15 protein-coding genes are annotated in these 16,614 nt (G+C 47.8%); 4 read left to right on the top strand and 11 right to left on the bottom strand.

Going from position 1 to position 16,614, the window contains the following annotated elements; translation table 11 throughout:
- Window positions 1-2: 2 nt before the first annotated feature.
- On the bottom strand, window positions 3-1,868 hold the full coding sequence (locus tag HB364_RS11040) for a T9SS type A sorting domain-containing protein (protein ID WP_167288037.1): 1,866 nt from the start codon (window positions 1,866-1,868) through the stop codon (window positions 3-5).
- Between the two features lie 150 nt (window positions 1,869-2,018).
- Complete coding sequence (locus HB364_RS11035; RefSeq protein ID WP_167288036.1) at window positions 2,019-2,942, bottom strand: hypothetical protein; 924 nt, start codon at window positions 2,940-2,942, stop codon at window positions 2,019-2,021.
- A 102-nt stretch (window positions 2,943-3,044) separates the two neighbouring features.
- Here HB364_RS11035 and HB364_RS11030 point away from each other — a divergent pair, with 102 nt between their 5' ends.
- From HB364_RS11030 to HB364_RS11020, 3 genes are all read left to right on the top strand, one after another.
- Complete coding sequence (locus tag HB364_RS11030; protein ID WP_246228472.1) at window positions 3,045-5,528, top strand: TonB-dependent receptor; 2,484 nt, start codon at window positions 3,045-3,047, stop codon at window positions 5,526-5,528.
- A gap of 154 nt (window positions 5,529-5,682) precedes the next feature.
- On the top strand, window positions 5,683-6,114 hold the full coding sequence (locus tag HB364_RS11025; protein WP_167288035.1) for a hypothetical protein: 432 nt from the start codon (window positions 5,683-5,685) through the stop codon (window positions 6,112-6,114).
- Window positions 6,115-6,202: 88 nt separating this feature from the next.
- A complete protein-coding gene (locus HB364_RS11020) occupies window positions 6,203-6,919 on the top strand; it encodes a pyridoxine 5'-phosphate synthase (RefSeq protein WP_167288034.1) in 717 nt (238 codons plus the stop codon).
- 91 nt (window positions 6,920-7,010) lie between these two features.
- On the opposite strand, the gene HB364_RS11015 is transcribed toward HB364_RS11020, so the two are convergent.
- From HB364_RS11015 to HB364_RS11005, 3 genes are all read right to left on the bottom strand, one after another.
- On the bottom strand, window positions 7,011-8,357 hold the full coding sequence (locus HB364_RS11015; RefSeq protein ID WP_167288033.1) for an OmpA family protein: 1,347 nt from the start codon (window positions 8,355-8,357) through the stop codon (window positions 7,011-7,013).
- Between the two features lie 61 nt (window positions 8,358-8,418).
- A complete protein-coding gene (locus HB364_RS11010; RefSeq protein WP_167288032.1) occupies window positions 8,419-8,859 on the bottom strand; it encodes a septal ring lytic transglycosylase RlpA family protein in 441 nt (146 codons plus the stop codon).
- A 16-nt stretch (window positions 8,860-8,875) separates the two neighbouring features.
- The gene (locus tag HB364_RS11005; RefSeq protein WP_167288031.1) at window positions 8,876-10,564 is read right to left on the bottom strand and encodes a L,D-transpeptidase family protein; all 1,689 of its coding nucleotides are present in this window, start codon (window positions 10,562-10,564) and stop codon (window positions 8,876-8,878) included.
- A gap of 119 nt (window positions 10,565-10,683) precedes the next feature.
- Between HB364_RS11005 and HB364_RS11000 the strand changes: the two genes are divergently transcribed.
- Window positions 10,684-11,370, top strand: a complete 687-nt coding sequence (locus HB364_RS11000) for a M15 family metallopeptidase (protein WP_246228471.1) — start codon at window positions 10,684-10,686, stop codon at window positions 11,368-11,370.
- Here the strand turns inward: HB364_RS11000 and HB364_RS10995 are convergent.
- Genes HB364_RS10995 through HB364_RS10970 form a run of 6 tightly spaced genes read right to left on the bottom strand, consistent with a single transcriptional unit; the run spans window position 11,364 to window position 16,578 of the window.
- The gene (locus tag HB364_RS10995) at window positions 11,364-11,666 is read right to left on the bottom strand and encodes a DUF952 domain-containing protein (RefSeq protein ID WP_167288029.1); all 303 of its coding nucleotides are present in this window, start codon (window positions 11,664-11,666) and stop codon (window positions 11,364-11,366) included. The two genes, HB364_RS11000 and HB364_RS10995, sit on opposite strands and share 7 nt — an antisense overlap.
- Before the next feature lie 2 nt (window positions 11,667-11,668).
- Entirely contained in the window at window positions 11,669-12,667 is a 999-nt protein-coding gene (locus HB364_RS10990) for a chorismate synthase (protein ID WP_167288028.1), read from the bottom strand.
- Between the two features lie 3 nt (window positions 12,668-12,670).
- Window positions 12,671-13,966, bottom strand: a complete 1,296-nt coding sequence (aroA, locus tag HB364_RS10985; RefSeq protein WP_167288027.1) for a 3-phosphoshikimate 1-carboxyvinyltransferase — start codon at window positions 13,964-13,966, stop codon at window positions 12,671-12,673.
- A 23-nt stretch (window positions 13,967-13,989) separates the two neighbouring features.
- The gene (aroB, locus tag HB364_RS10980) at window positions 13,990-15,009 is read right to left on the bottom strand and encodes a 3-dehydroquinate synthase (protein WP_167288026.1); all 1,020 of its coding nucleotides are present in this window, start codon (window positions 15,007-15,009) and stop codon (window positions 13,990-13,992) included.
- A gap of 17 nt (window positions 15,010-15,026) precedes the next feature.
- A complete protein-coding gene (locus tag HB364_RS10975) occupies window positions 15,027-15,455 on the bottom strand; it encodes a transposase (protein WP_167288025.1) in 429 nt (142 codons plus the stop codon).
- A 31-nt stretch (window positions 15,456-15,486) separates the two neighbouring features.
- Window positions 15,487-16,578, bottom strand: a complete 1,092-nt coding sequence (locus tag HB364_RS10970; RefSeq protein ID WP_246228470.1) for a chorismate mutase — start codon at window positions 16,576-16,578, stop codon at window positions 15,487-15,489.
- Window positions 16,579-16,614 lie beyond the last annotated feature (36 nt).

Here is a 16,614-nt window from a genome sequence, read left to right as displayed (position 1 = left end):
AATCATTGCTTAATCACCTGGTGAACATGACGCCCGGCAGACGTTACTAATTCTACCGTATAGATACCAGCCGGCCACCGGGCTATGGGCAATTGAATATCCTTATTGCTGGTTCCATGCGTTGTTTGTAAACAATACCCACTCATATGGAATAGCTTCACCTGTACCGGTTCCTGTTTGCGTGTATTGGCCCGTACATGTAAAACCGCGCTCACCGGGTTGGGATATACCTGCCACGCCGAAGCTGGCTGCTGCGCTGCAACAACGGGAGCAGCATTACGGGGATGCGAGGCCAGGAGCACGTTGTACAGGAATACCAGGCCCAGGTTGGCATTATCCAACCGGTCGGTGACCCTGCCATTTAAAGTAGCCCTTTGTGACCAATCCATGGTATCTGGCCTCATGGGGCCAGTCCCTATATCATACCAGTTCTGGGAAGCAAGGATATTTTGTGCCCACCAGGCGGTAGTGGTATTAAAAATACCGGAACCATATTCAGGATAAAGGCCCGTCATGGAAGTGGTGCTTTGGCCATTGCTGTTGTCTACATAGAAAAACCGGGTAATGCCTGTATGGAAAAAATTCTCATCACCGGTTTCCCCCACTGTAAAAATGCCGAATGAACTGCCTGTAGCATCATGATTATAAAAAGCCATGGCCGTTCCATTGGCACTTGCCACCCCATTAAACTCATTGCGGGTAAACGTGGCATTGTTGACAACCTTGGAAATAGCAGATGATTGTATGGCCTTGGAGTTAACAGTGATCAGGCGAAAATCATTATTGGCAGCCGCATCCCTGATTATGGGCGTGAATATATTACTGTCTACCAGGACCGAATTGTAATTGGCCAGGTTGATAAACCAGTTATGGTTGTAAAAAGTATTCCCCCGGACGATGGTGTTTTTACCGGCCGAATTACTCATCAGCCGCAACAACGGGAAGTCGGGCACCACCGGCGGCAGGTAATTAAAATAATTGGAATCTATCATAACGGTACCCGTGGCGCCATTGATGGTAGATACTTCTACCCCTCCTCCGTTCAGTTCATTATTCCGGATGGTAATGTCCCCATTTATAGCGAAGCGCACCAGCACATCCTGGTTGATGGTTTGCAGGATATTTTTTTCAGCTACCGTACCACCTACCACCAGGCCCGATACATTATCGGCATGCACGCCGGCCCTGAAATTAATATCATACCAGCCATTCATAGCCGCTGTGGTCCCGCTGATAAAGTTACCGGCTACCTTAATCCCCGTAATGCCCGGGTTTACAAACGTGTACTTGGACGCGCCCAAAGCAATATTGGGATTAAGAGCAATGGCATTCCTTCTGGCATAGGCCAGTGCTGTAATGGCCGCAGGAGAGAATTGGATACCACTGGCACTTGCCCGGATATCATTGTTCAATACCTGCAGTCCCGAAGCATCGCCGGAAGTATGCACCGCCGAATGAACAATATTCGTGTTCACCATAAACCGGATATTTCTGATCACCACATTTTGCGCAGTGACTTTAAACAAGGTAGGCAGTACCGTGCCGGTATTGGTATAGTTGCTGATCGTACCGGTATAATTTACAATAGCCTGACTATTGCTTACGCCATCTATGGTAACTGATTTATCAATCACCACCAGTTCATTATACGTACCGGCGGCCAGTTGTACCGTATTACCTGCTGAAGCCATGGCAATACCGTAGGTGATCGTCTGGTAAGGATTGCCGGCTGAGCCATTCCCGGTAGTGTTGCTACCTGAAGGACTTACATGTATGACCTGTGAAAAAACGGGAAGATGAATACTGCACAAGAGGATAATTGTACAGGTATTACGGATAATCCGCGTTAAGGGTAAAGGTTTTTGCATAGGGGCTGGATTAGGTACAAAACCAGGCGCCGTAAGCATTTTACGGCCACTGGTCCTGTTCCAAAATAGCAATAATTACCCGGTCTTAAAAGACTATAAAGATATTAACCGGTTTACTTGCAGATACCGGAATAATTGTTAGGGAGAAAATCACTTCATTTTCAGGTACATCTGTTCCAATACACTCTCCGTCTCCATTCTCCAGTCAGGAGCGCCTTTGGGCCAGTTGAACTCATAGTTTACGATCAGCTCCCGCAACACACCATATCCCTTGCGGGCCTGTTCTTTATCATAAAAGCAATTCACCCACGAATCCTGAATATCTTCCCAATCGGGCATGCCGATACCCCTGCTATACCATTCAAAGATCTCCGGTAATCCAAAGAAGTTGATCTTATCTTTTTGCCGTAAAATATTATCACGGTAAAACAAGGCATAGAATTTCACGCATTGTTTGGCCCGGAGGGCAATAGCGCTATCACTCTCTCGCTGCGCAGGTTTGATGCGCCATTGGTTATTGACAGGATGAAAAGGGTCATTCAATTTGTTTCTATGTACCATTCCATCTGCAGACAGGTTCAGGTATAAGGTGCTGCCTGCATCGCTGGTAGTAGTCAGCCGCAGGCTGCCCGAATTAAACTCGCTGATAGTCCAGGTCTTTTCTTTTTTATTGATAGAAGTAAGGACCAGTATCAATTGCTGGTCATCCCGCCTTATCCTCCAGGTACCGGTCGTAAAATGTCCCCTGGGGTTCTCTACAAAAGAGCTGTCGGTAAAAAGGTCCAGGCCGGGTACCATACGGTCATTATCCTCATCCTCTACCAGTTCCGCGGAAGTAGCGCCTTCATTGCCGGCCAGCTCCCAGTGCTGACACAGTTTATTCAGTTCATTGACCGTTTTTATGCCGGAAAACCGGGTCATACCGGTATCTCCGGTAGCCACCATTTCTTTTAAAATATAAGGTGCATTGGCATTGGGCCTGTCTTCATCAACGGCAGCGGAGCCACCGCAACCGATAATCACAGCTATAGCGGCCAGCAGGCAGATAAAGGGGGTATAACATTTAATCGCCATAACGGCATGGGTTTAACCGCCAAAATAAAATAAATAATGGATTTTTGTGTTTTAGAGTAACCACAAATTCAACTAATTTCGACAGCATTAAAAACAGACCGGTTGAGATTTATACCCTTACTACTTACCTGCTTCCTCGCCAGCCTGGCGTTTACCGTTGTTGCCCAGAAAAAACCGGCTTATGTGAGCGGTAAGGTGGTAGATGAAAACGAGCAACCCGTCTCCAAAGTTTCGGTGGTGATACTTGGCCGCCGTACAGGAACAGCCACCACCGATTCAGGCACTTTCCGGCTGCAGGTACCGGCCGATAAAGCCTTCGCCGTCGTATTTTCCTATACCGGTTATAGAACAGAACAACGCAATTTCCTGTTGAATGAGCAGGAACAGGAATACGTTGTAGTGCGCCTGGAAAGAGGCGCCCGGCAACTGGATTCTGTGGTGGTCACCGACCAGCGGCAACGGCGCGAGGCCGGCCTCATTGTATTGAATCCCAAGAATGCCATCAATATCCCCTCTCCCACCGGTGGCATTGAAAGCCTGATCAAAGTATTCGTAGGCTCTAATAATGAGCTTACTTCCCAATATTCCGTACGCGGCGGCAATTATGACGAGAACCTGATCTATGTGAACGATTTTGAAGTATTCCGTCCTTACCTCGTACGTAGCGGCCAGCAGGAAGGGCTCAGCTTTATCAACCCGGAGATGGCCCGCAATGTCAATTTCTACAATGGCGGCTTCCAGGCCCGTTATGGCGATAAAATGTCCTCAGTGCTCGATATCCAATATAAGAAGCCCAGGCAGTTTGGTGGCTCGGCCTATATCGGGTTACTGGAACAGGGCTTACACCTGGAAGGCACCAGCCGCAATAACAAGTTCAGCTTCCTGGTGGGCGTGCGTAACCGCAGTAACCGCAACCTGCTGAGCAGCCAGGAAACAAAGGGTAATTATGTACCCTCTTCTGCCGACCTGCAAGCCTTGCTTACTTACCAGATCAATAGCAGGAACTCCCTGGAATTACTGGGCAACCTGTCACAAACCAAGTTTACCCTGGTGCCGGAATTCAGCCAGCTTACCACTTCAGTATTCTCTCCCTTCTTCAGCGCCAATTTAGGGCTGGATATTTATTTTGATGGCCGTGAGGAAGACCGGTACCGCACCAATATGCTGGGCCTGTCATGGATACAGCAACCTAAAAAGAACCTCCGCCTGAAATGGATGGTTAGCCGCTTTGAGAATGATGAACGGGAGTCGCTGGACATTACAGGCGCCTACCTGTTTGGGGAACGCTCTTTTGACAAGGGCAAACCCGATTTCGGCCTTATTGTCAATCCGCTGGGTGCGGGGTTGTATCAAACCTTTGCCCGTAATAAACTGAATATTGGTATCTGGAATGCCTCCCATAAAGGCACGCTGGATAACGGCAGGCATTATATTCAGTGGGGACAAAGCGTGGAGCGGCAAACGATCAACGACAAGCTGCATGAATGGGAGTACCAGGATTCAGCAGGTTATAACCTGCCCTATAACCCAGATCAGTTTGTCTTGAACAAGGTGATCAAATCAACTGCTGATATTGATATTACCCGGCTTACGGGTTATATACAGGACAATATCATTTTCAATGATTCAACGGGCTTTACCCTGCAGGCAGGTGTACGGTATAATTACAATACGCTGAATAAAGAGTTCCTGGTATCGCCCCGTGCCGGCTTTTCCTGGAAACCGGCCCACTGGAAACAGGATATGATCTTCCGCGGCGCCATAGGTATTTACCACCAGCCGCCTTTTTACCGCGAATTACGCCGCTATGATGGTACGGTGAATAAGGAACTGAAAGCACAGAAGAGCTGGCAGGTGACCGCCGGTCTGGATTATAATTTCAAATCAGGCATACGCCCGTTCCGTTTTACCGCCGAAGCTTATTACAAGAACATGTGGGATGTGGTGCCTTATGATATAGACAATGTACGCCTGCGTTATTTCGGTGAGAACCGGGCGAAGGCTTATGCAGCAGGATTGGAAATGCGCCTGTTCGGAGAGTTGGTGAAGGATGCGGAAAGCTGGATCAGCATCGGCTTTATGCGCAGCCGGGAAGACCTGGACAAGGATACGTATTATGATTATAAGCTGGACTCGCTGAATAACCCGGTAGACAGTACGCAGAAAGAAGGTGGCTGGTTCCGCCGCCCTACTGATCGCCTGCTTACGTTTGGTATGTTCCTGCAAGACTATCTGTCGACCAACAAGAATTTTAAAGTATACCTGAATTTCCTGTATGGCAGTAACCTGCCTTACAATATTCCCAATAGCGTTAAATACCGCAATGCACTCGTTATTGAGCCGTATATGCGGATAGATATCGGTTTCAGTGCCCTGTTGCTGGACAGCGAGAAAAGCAACCGCAGAAGCCATAGTCCCTTCCGCAATTTTGAGAATATCTGGGCCACCCTTGAAGTCTTTAACCTGATTGACCGGGACAATACCATTTCCTACCTGCTGATCAAGGATTTCTCCAATGCCACCTTTGCCATGCCCAACCGGCTTACCCCCCGCCTGCTGAACCTGAAGCTGATCGCGCGGTTCTGATTATTGTAACCCCAGGGTCTGTTTTTCCCAAAAACTGTCATTTTTGTCCCAGTATGGGACAGAGTAGGTTCTCCTGCCTATGCTAATTGCGTGATTTTCAGCGCGTGCCAAAACCGGCATTGCATTGGTATATCCTGAGTCAAATCCTTTTTCCTTGAAACAGTATACTAACAACAGCCTGGACAATCAGCAAGCAGATCAGAAGATAGAACAACAGACAGCCATTCAACGTCAATTAAGCCGGCTTTTACAGGAAGCACCTGCCGGCAGTGCAGCAAACAACCCAACCGAAACTGATAAAAACAACATTGTGATTACAAAAGCCCTCGTTCGACCGAATACTTTCTTTACTGCCATCACCCTGGATGTTACCAGCGAACAAAGCAGGCATACCATTGTGCGGATGTATAACTCAGAGGGCCACATTGTAAAAATGTTTAGCTGGTTCCTGGTCAAAGGCACCAACGTTACCAGCATCAACGAGATTAATTCCTTAATGGATGGAACATATTATCTGGACATGATCGATAATGAAGGAAACCTTTTGTATAGTACGAACGTAACCAAGGAAAGCTTAGCGCATTAAGATCCCTGCGCCCCCAACAAAAAGAGGCCGTCTTCTTACCAGGACGGCCTCTTTGCATTTAGTACGGCTAAAACTTCTAATTTTGGGCATGACCAAGTTGAGTGTAAACATTAATAAGTTTGCCACACTGCGCAATAGCCGTGGCGGCAATAATCCGGATGTAGTAAAGGCAGCCGTAGATGCCCAGCTCTTTGGCGCTGATGGTGTAACCGTACATCCACGGCCCGATGAACGCCATATCCGTTACCAGGATGTGCGGGATATTAAGAAGATCATTACCACAGAGTTCAATATTGAAGGCAATTGCCGGGAGCAGAAATTCATTGACCTTGTATTGGAAGTAAAGCCCCACCAGGTAACCCTGGTGCCGGATGCGGAAGGTCAACTGACCTCTGATCATGGCTGGGATACTATAAAGCATGCCGACTACCTGAAAGAAACGATACAGGTATTCCGTTCAGCCGGCATCCGGGTATCCATTTTTGTAGACCCGGTGATGGAGATGGTGAACGGCGCTGCCGCCATCGGTACAGACCGTATTGAGCTGTATACAGAAGGGTATGCCCGTGAGTTCCTGGTGGATAAGGAAAAGGCCATTGCGCCCTATAAAGCAGCCGCCATACGCGCCAATGAACTGGGACTGGGTATCAATGCCGGCCATGACCTGGACCTGAAGAACCTCGCTTATTTCGCCCAACATATTCCCGGCCTGCTGGAAGTATCCATCGGCCATGCCCTCATCAGTGATGCCCTGTACCTGGGCTATGAGAATACGATACAGCTTTATAAACGGCAACTGGCTTAAAAAGCTACGAGCTTTGAGCTACGAGCCCCGAGCCCTTAAGGGCCGTGTCGCTCGCAGCTCAAAGCTCGCTGCTTATAGCTTGTATTCTATTCTAATCATAATGGAGCTTCAGCTCTACCCTTCTGTTCGCTGTACGACCTTTGGCAGTCTTATTATCTGCCACAGGTTGGTCCTGGCCAAAACCTGCTGATTTCAGGCGCTCGGCGCTTACCCCTTTCTTAGCGAGGTAGTCGTACACTGCCTGTGCCCGCTTCTCACTGAGCACCTGGTTACTGGCCGGTTTGCCGGTATTATCCGTATGCCCTTCAATATCCAGTTTCAGGTTGGCATCTTCATTCATCAGCTTAGCTACATCATCCAGCGACTTGTTGGATTTGGCCAGCAGTTTGGCACTGCCGGTAACAAAGAAGATATTCCTGGCAGCTACGTCTATGCGTTTTTTCACTTCGGCAGTAATTTCCGGGCAACCGTTATTGGCCACTACACCCGGCAAATCGGGACATTTATCTTCTTCATCGTTCACGCCGTCTTTATCACGGTCCGGAACAGGGCATCCCTGGTAGCGGGCCACTCCTTTTTCATTGGGGCATTTATCTTCTTCATCATTGATACCGTCGCCATCTGTATCGGGAACAGGGCAACCCTGATACCGTACTACCCCTTTTTCATTGGGACATTTGTCGTCCTTATCAGGCACACCATCACCATCCGTATCGGGGCATCCGTTAAACTGAGCAATACCTTTTACCTGCGGGCAGGCATCCTCAGTGTCCACAATACCATCGCCATCTGTATCAGCCGGCGGAGGAGGTGGCGGCGGCGGTGGCGGCGCCAGCACAGGTTTGGTTGATTTCCGCTTTCCGATCACACCAGCCAGGCCAATGCTGTGAAAGAAATGGTAATTGGCTGTTTCGGTTACGGGGATACGGTACTGTGAGTTAATGAGCAGGAAAGCTTCGTCAAAAAGATTCACCTGCAAACCTACACCTGCTGGTATAAAAGCGCCCCAGTAACCTTTGTATTTGGAACCGCCAATACCAACCTGGAAATAAGGAGATACAACATATTTGTTGCTGAACATCTTACCCCTGATGGAAGCATCCGCCTCCAGCAGCAGGTTGTCCTTACCGGAAGTAGTACCATCTTTGAAAGGATAGTCCAGGAACGATCCGCTAAGTGTAGTCGAAAAATCAAAACTGGGTGTAAGCCCCTGAATGTAATTGATAGCTAATCCGGGCGACATTTCCTTGATCTTGCCGAATTGCTTGTTGCGCAATGCAGCACCCAAAGAAGTGGAGCGGATAGCCTGAGCCGATTTAAAATCATTGAAAATAAAGTGAACGCCAAAAGTAGGATTCTGTATATGATCTTCATCCTGGCTAAAAGCAAGCGTGTGCAGAAGTATTAAGGCCAGCACCATGCCTGAGATTTTCTTCATAAACCATGCAGTTTGGTTCTGTAATGAAGCAAATGTAACAGGTACAGATTAAATGCAGAAATTATTTATTACCTTCCTCTTCGCTTGCTATGGCGGGCTTTTGCCGGCCCAGGTATTCCACCTTCACCCTCGTTAGCCCACGTCCGGTATAGCCGAGTTTGGCCGCCGCCGTACGACTCAGATCAATTAACCGGGTATTTTTGGGATGCATACGGTCTGTAATACGTACGATCACACTTTTCTTATTACGGCTATTGGTTACCCTTACCCAGCAATTGAGCGGGTGTGTATTACTGGCAGCCGTCATACCTTTCTGGGTGAATATCTCTCCGTTAGCTGTTTTACGGCCTTCAAACTTATTGTGGTAATAGCTGGCGATGCCATACTGGATCCTGGCAACGTTCCTCTTTTTGTTAAGGGCAATACTGTCTTTCTTTTCCTGCCCTGCTGCCAGTACCGGCGCCCCGGTAAGCAGTACAGCATACAGTATACATTTTATCATAGAATATGGGGGATTTTTATAGGATGGATTTATCGGCAAAGTACCGCTCCCTCAGTATCTTATCTTCTGCATATATATCATCGTAAATTTTCAGTTTACCGTTCTTCCCTTCGCAGGAAAAATAACGGATAAAGATGGGTACCCGGTGAAAGCCCGAAACAATATGTTTCTCCTGGCGTGCGATCCAGTTCCGCAGGGTGTCGGGATGATACTTAACCGTATCTGCCCTTACCAGGAAATCGGCCAGCTTCAAAAATTCCTTCACCCGTACACAACCATGGCTCAATGCCCGGTTGCTCCGGGCAAAAAGCCAGCGGGCATTGGTATCGTGCAGGTATACACTGTATTTGTTGGCAAAGTTAAACTTCAGCACCCCCAGTGAATTATCATCGCCCTGCCGTTGTTTTAACAGGTAAGGGAAATATCTTTTACTGAGCTTACTCCAATCAATGGTATAGGGATCTATAATACTATCATTTTTATCCACTACCATCAGGTTCTCTTTATTGAGGTATTCCACATTCTTCTGGATCTTGGGCAGCATTTCCTTGAAGATGATGCTATAAGGCACAGTCCATTGCGGATAGATGATAAAGTTAGATACGTTAGACGTAAGCAGCGGCGTTCTTGTTTTGGGCAGTCCCACAATGACCCTCGACTCCATGATCAGCGTATCCATGTTCATAACCTGCATGTTATAAGCAGGTATGTTTACCCATATATAAGTAAGTGGCAATGTATCGGGTAACATCTTATAACGGTCCAGGTTCATGGCAACGCGCTTGAACTTTTCCCAGTCGGTATTATTCAGACTATTGACCGTATTCTCATTGACCTTTCCGGTGGGTTTTAATCCTTTCGCCTGCTGGTATCTCAGAAAGGCCTGGCGCCAGGCAGCCGTATCCATCGGTTGTGTGGCAGAAGGAAGAATATCTTCTTCAAAGAAACGCCGTTGCAAGGCATTGTACAACGTAGCAGAATCTTTGTTGGGATAGTTTACATAAGTGTATCGCCTGAAAGTCTGGATAGAGTCCAGGAAAAACTTTAACCCGGCCTTGAGAGAATCATACCTGGCATGTTTGGGCTCCAGGTCATGAAAAGCAGCAGTAACATTGCTGGTATGCCGCATGAGGTGGAATACCTGCGTATAGAAGTCAGGCCCCAGCAAAGAATCATTACGCATGGTGATGCTATCCTTATCCAGGCGTCCCAGCTTCAGGTGGCGGGCAGCCAGGAAGAAGGCGTCTGTGAGCATCAGATCAGCGCGTGACCATAAGGCAGCATTTTTGTGGGCAATAGAGTCACTGGCAATCATGGTACGGATACCCGTCAGCGCACGCAGGTGATAATCGGAAGGGAATAAACCATATTCCCTGGAACGTTCTATGAACGCGTACAAGGAATCTCCCAGCGGCGACCAGTTTTCCTGTGCGCACCACAGGGATTGAAAGTTTTCTTTTTCATATAAGCTGTACACGAGGGAATCATTGGCTAATAGAACAGTATCATTCAACCGTCCTTTATTATCCATGATGAAAGCAAGTGTCTTTTTGAGGTTATCGCTTACCCGTACCTCAAACTTTTCCGGCTGCTCTACAATATCTGTTTCCGGTGGTTTTACAGTAGCCATATTACAGGCCAGGAGAAAGAGTAAGCCGATTGACACACATCCACCCATCATGCCCGCGTAGGTACTTTTATTCATTGTTTGACTTAATTGATCGGTGCAAAAAGTTAGTATCTTTCAACAGAGATGGATTTAAGCATCAACCAGTTGCAATGATATACAAAATAGCACTTCAGCGTAATATTTTACTATTGTTCATGTTAATTTTTTTCCACCTTCATAAGCTTACAGCACAGGAACCGGGTGTAAAACGCTACGGTGTGGCAGTTATTGATCAGCTATCCACCTACAGGCAACAGGTACAGGCCGATTCGTCGAAAAAGATGGTTGAATTGCAGTCCCTCATGCCTCAGTTACAATACGATCTGCGCTACGCCACGACCAATAATTTCATGCACCGCAAGATGTATGCCGCTAATACCCGCTATACCTTCCTGCGGGCGCCTGCGGCCCATGCACTGGCGGCCGTACAGCAGGAATTAAATGGCCGGGGATACGGATTAAAGATATTTGATGCGTACCGCCCCTATTCTGTCACAGTAAGCTTCTGGGAGTTGGTAAAAGATGAGCGTTATGTAGCCAATCCATCCAAAGGATCGGGCCATAACCGGGGATTGGCCGTAGATCTTACGATTATTGACCTCAAAACAGGCAAAGAACTGGATATGGGTACCGGCTTTGACAATTTCACCGATACGGCCCACCATGGATTTACCCAATTACCCCAGGCAGTTCTGGCCAACAGGGAGTTATTAAAGACAATGATGCAAAAACATGGATTTGCCCTACTGGAAACGGAATGGTGGCATTATTATTGGCCCAACAATAAAAATTATGAGGTATTGGATATCCCATTCCATAAAATGAAGAAAGAAGCCTACTGAATCTTCTCCGCAGCGGTCACTGCCTCCGCATTAATAGGCCCATATACATGGGGAAAGGTATCAGCCGTAGAGGGCGACCATTCATAGATCCAGCGGCTGGTCAGCTTATCTGTATCAATCACCAGTTTCACCAGGTCTTTCTTTCCCTGGAAATACCGTTCCAATACACCGGCTATCTGCCCTGCCTGCGAACAGTGAATAAAGCCTTCTTCTTTTAAGGAAGCAGCTTCATATAGGCCCGACCGGGAGGCTGCCTCCCATTCGGTCTGTGTGGTGATGTGATAAATGATTGCCATGCTTATAATACGCGTTTAATAAGTTGCTGCAGCATATACAGATCTGCCAGTACAAGGGCAGTCACCGCCTCCAGCACCACCGGTACACGCAACGCAATACAAAGATCATGACGCCCCTTTACCGAAAAGGTTTCCTGCTCACCTGTTTCCCAGTTGAGTGTTACCTGTTCTTTGGGTGTGGAAGAAGTAGGTTTAATAGCAATACGGAATACCAGCTCATTGCTGTTGGAGATGCCTCCTACTACTCCACCGGCATGGTTCGTACGTGTTTTACCGGTATTATCTTCAATGGCATCATTGTGCTCACTGCCATACATACGGGCAGCAGCAAATCCTGTCCCGAATTCAATCCCTCTTACGGCAGGAATAGCCAATACAGCATGGCTTAATACGGATTCTACTGAATCAAAGAAAGGTTCCCCCAAACCGATGGGTAGTCCATTGGCCCGGCATTCAACAATACCCCCAATGGTATCCTTGGCATCAATGGCTTTCTGCAATCCCTTGTCCAGGTCGGTCTCTCCGCCAATTTCCAGTATGGATGCTTTCACTTCACTTTGCTGGGTAGCGAGGAGTTTTTTGGCAATAACACCGGCGGCTACCAGGCAAACCGTCAGCCGGCCGCTGAAATGTCCGCCACCGCGAAAATCTTCATAGCCGCCAAACTTCTGATGAGCTACAAAATCAGCATGCCCGGGACGTGGTACAGCCCGTTGTTTTTCATAATCGCCGGAACGGGTATTCTTGTTATCAAACAGAATAGTGATGGGTGCGCCGGTTGTTTTATTGTTGAATACACCTGTTTTAAAGATGGGAATATCGTCCTCTTTACGGGGCGTAGTGCCTTTTTGCATACCCCCTTTGCGACGTTCAATATCAGGTATGAAGTCTTCTACTGTCAGTGGCAGGCCTGCCGGACAGCCATCAATATTAACGCCTACGCTTTCACCATGTGATTCGCCAAAGATGGTAACCCTGAATATTCTGCCAAAACTGTTCATTCCTTAGATTTGTTGAAGTGATTCTTTAAGCTGTACTGCAGCGCCCAGTTGTTGAATATGTTGATAAAAGTCCGGGTATGATTTATTGATGGCCTGGGCCTCTTCAATAGTGGTAGCGCCGGTTGCTTTTAAACCAGCCACTGCACAAGCCATGGCAATACGGTGATCGTGGTGGGAATGCGTAGCAGCTCCCTTTAACCCGGTGCCGCCATGAATGATCATCAGGTCGTCCTGCAGGTCTATCTGTATACCCATTTTACCAAATTCCTGTTGCAGGGTAAGTGCGCGGTTACTTTCCTTGTGGGTGAGGCGGGTAGCCCCTTCTATCACCGTTTTGCCTTCGCAATACGCAGCCAGGGCTACGAGCGGAGGAAACAGGTCGGGGCATTCAGTAGCGTTAAAATGAAACGCTTTTAACTTACCTGGCCCTATCTCAATTTGTTCAGGTTGTACAGAGAGATCAGCTTCACTGCTCATTAATGCCTGCAGAATAGCTTTATCGGCCTGCGTGGAGAAAACATCCAATCCTTTTACGGTGATCTTACCGGCAATAGCGCCGGCCACCAGTAAGAAAGCCGCGCCGCTCCAATCGCCTTCTACCGTATAGTTGATGGGCTGCTGGTGCGCCTGGTCTACCACTGCCTCTCCGAAATAAAATGCCGAATAATTCCTGTTCTCCACATCCCATCCAAAATGTTTCATCACCTGGAGGGTAAGGTCTATATAGGGCTTGCTTTTCAGATCTTTTACCGCGAGGGCTACATCACTGGCGCCGGAAGCTGCATAAGCGAAGAGCAACCCTGTAAGGAATTGCGAACTTAATGAACCGTCTACCTCAATCGCAGCAGGCTTCAACGGGCCTTTTACTTTCAAAGGCAGTTTGCCTTTATTCGATTCTATCTCTACTCCCAGTTGCGGCAATACTGTATCAAAGAAATCCATCGGGCGGGTCAGCAGGCTGCCTTCGCCATTAATGGTAATGGGTTTATTGCTCAGCGCCACCAGGGGTGTGAACATACGGATGCCCAAACCGCTTTCCCCACAGTTCACCTCGCCGGCATCTGGATTTACTCCATTGCTGGTGATCTTTAAAGAACCATCCGCTAATTGCTCTACATAGGCGCCCAATCCGCGGATAACACCCAGGGCTGCGCGGTCATCATTGGAGTTACCGGGATTCTTAATGATGGTAACACCCTTTGTGAGCAAGGCAGCAGCACAGGCCCTTTGCATAGAGCTTTTGGAGGTGGGCGCCTGGATAACGCCTTGTATACCGGATGGCTGAATAGTTGCAATCATATCTGTACCCTTTACAGGGAAGTTTAGATGTGTGAAATAATAGTCTCTAACTGTACCAGCGGGATAGACTTCACGACCCCCTTGCCTATCTTTTCCAGCAGCACGTAGTTCATGTCTTTTCGCTCCCGCTTCTTATCCATCTTCAATATGTCGAACGCTTTCGTCCTGTCGAAATCCGTATGAACAGGCAAGCCGTATTGCGCCAGCACTTTGATCACCTTTTCACTGTCTTTGAATTTCACCAACTGTGCTGAGATGCTGCAGGCGGCTACCATACCGATAGAGATGGCCTGTCCGTGCGACAACGCATACATGTTCTCAATAGCATGCCCCAGTGTATGACCAAAGTTCAGCAGGCGGCGTTCCCCCTGTTCAAATTCATCCTTTTCCACAACAGTTGATTTGATCACTGCATTGCGGCGGATGAGCTTACCCAGGGCGGCTTTATCCTTCTGGTAAAACTTCAGCTTGTTCTTTTCCAGTTCCCTGAACAAAACAGCATCTTTAATACAGCTATGCTTGATGATCTCGGCAAAGCCGTTGATCCATTCATGATCGGGCAGGGACTTTAAAAAGCTATAATCGTATAACAGGAAATCAGGCTGCCGGATGGTACCTACGAGGTTCTTATAGACACCTACATCAATACCATTCTTGCCGCCGATAGAAGCATCTACCATCGCCAGGATGGTGGTAGGCACAAAGCCGGTACGCAGGCCACGCATGTATACAGAAGCTACATAACCGGTAAGATCGGTAATCACACCACCGCCAATACCGATCAATACAGTTTTACGGTCAGCGCCATACGCAATCAGTTTTTCTATCACATAGTTGGCAGTAGCCTGTACTTTATGTACCTCTCCGGGTTTCAGTACAATGGTTTGCCAGCCTTTGAACTTTTTGCCATGCGCCCGGAAGATGTTCTCATCCGTCACCAATACCGTATGCTCCTTATCAATGAGCTTAGCGAGATAAGAAAAGTCAGCGTCGAAATAATAATCTACTTTCTTTGCTGTGAACTGATACGTTTTCTTTTGCATGGAACCAGCAATAACTTTTATAGTTGTATCTTATCAAACACTTCCAATTCGCTCTCCAGCGTCTTCGTTTTATGGTATTCCTCCTGCCGGCCGATAAAATCACTCACCTGTTTAAGGGTACTGGGATTTACCGATAAAGCCGCATAAGGCTCTTCCCATTGGAACGGACTGCTGATGAGTTTCGTTTCATTGAGCCAATCCATCGCATCCGTGCGGATACTTTTTACCACCTGCGAAAGGTTTTGCGCCGGGTGCAGTTGCAACAAGGTATGGACATGATCTTCCACGCCGTTCACGGCCAGCACATGGATCCCTTTCTCCCCCGCACGCTTCTGCATCTGGGAAAACAGGATGGCACGGATGGGTTTGGTAAGTAATGGCTCACGGTTGTGCACGCTCCAGATAATATGGACAAACAGATAAACCTTGTTCTGACTATTTACCATTTGTATATTATTTCAGCGCGGTTGTCAACACCTAAGCGTTCATGATCTTATTCTGGTGGTTGATACTTTCCATGTGCACAGCGTCAAAATACTTTGTAATGAATTCTTTGGAAAGATTCAGCTTATCGCCTTTTTTGAAAGCCCTTTCCAGGATCTCATTCCAGCGGTTGGTTTGCAGGATGGTAATATTGTTGTTCTTCTTGTATTCACCGATCTTCTCTGCAATCTTCATCCGCTGTCCCAGTATCTGCATCAGCTCATCATCGAGGTGATTGATCTGCTGACGGAGTTTCTCCAGGGCGGCATGAAACTCTTCAGAGTTACTGTCTTCTTTACGCCAAACGATCTCACTCAGCATTTCGGCCAGCTTCTCCGGCGTTATTTGCTGCTTGGCATCGCTCCAGGCATTATCGGGATCAATATGGCTTTCAATGATCAGGCCATCAAAGTCGAGGTCGATAGCTTTCTGGGCCACTTCCATGAGGATGTCACGGCGGCCGCAGATATGAGAGGGGTCATTGATCATCATTAACCCGGGATTGCGCCTTTTCATTTCAATGGCCAGGTGCCACATGGGCGCATTGCGGTATTCTGTATTACCGTAAGCACTGAAGCCACGGTGGATCAATCCTATTTGTTTGATACCTGCTTTAGCTACCCTTTCCACAGCACCGGTCCACAATTCCAGGTCGGGGTTGATCGGGTTTTTGATCAGCACGGGCACATCCACACCACGCAGGGCATCGGCCACTTCCTGTACGCTGAAAGGATTCACCGTAGTGCGGGCGCCGATCCATAATACGTCCACATCAAAATGCAAGGCATCTTCCACCTGTTTGCCGGTAGCCACTTCCACGGTAACCGGTAAGCCGGTCACTCTTTTTGCCTGTTGCATCCAGGGTAAACCTTTGGTGCCAATACCTTCAAAGCTACCAGGCCTTGTACGGGGTTTCCAGATGCCTGCACGCAGCAGGTCTACCTTACCGGTATTAGCCAGTCTTTGAGCGGTTTCCAATACCTGCGCTTCTGTTTCTGCACTGCAGGGGCCTGATATGATCAGGGGACGTTTATTCCACTTGCTTTGCACAAGTTCCTTCATGTTGTTGGTGTCGGTTGCTTGCATAATATGTTAGTTGATATGTTACTGAAATTATTTTAC

The organism is Paraflavitalea devenefica, from assembly GCF_011759375.1.
In the GTDB taxonomy this organism is placed as follows: domain Bacteria; phylum Bacteroidota; class Bacteroidia; order Chitinophagales; family Chitinophagaceae; genus Paraflavitalea; species Paraflavitalea devenefica.
Note: the sequence above shows the minus strand (reverse complement) of the source record. Positions and strands in the feature narration are given on the sequence as shown.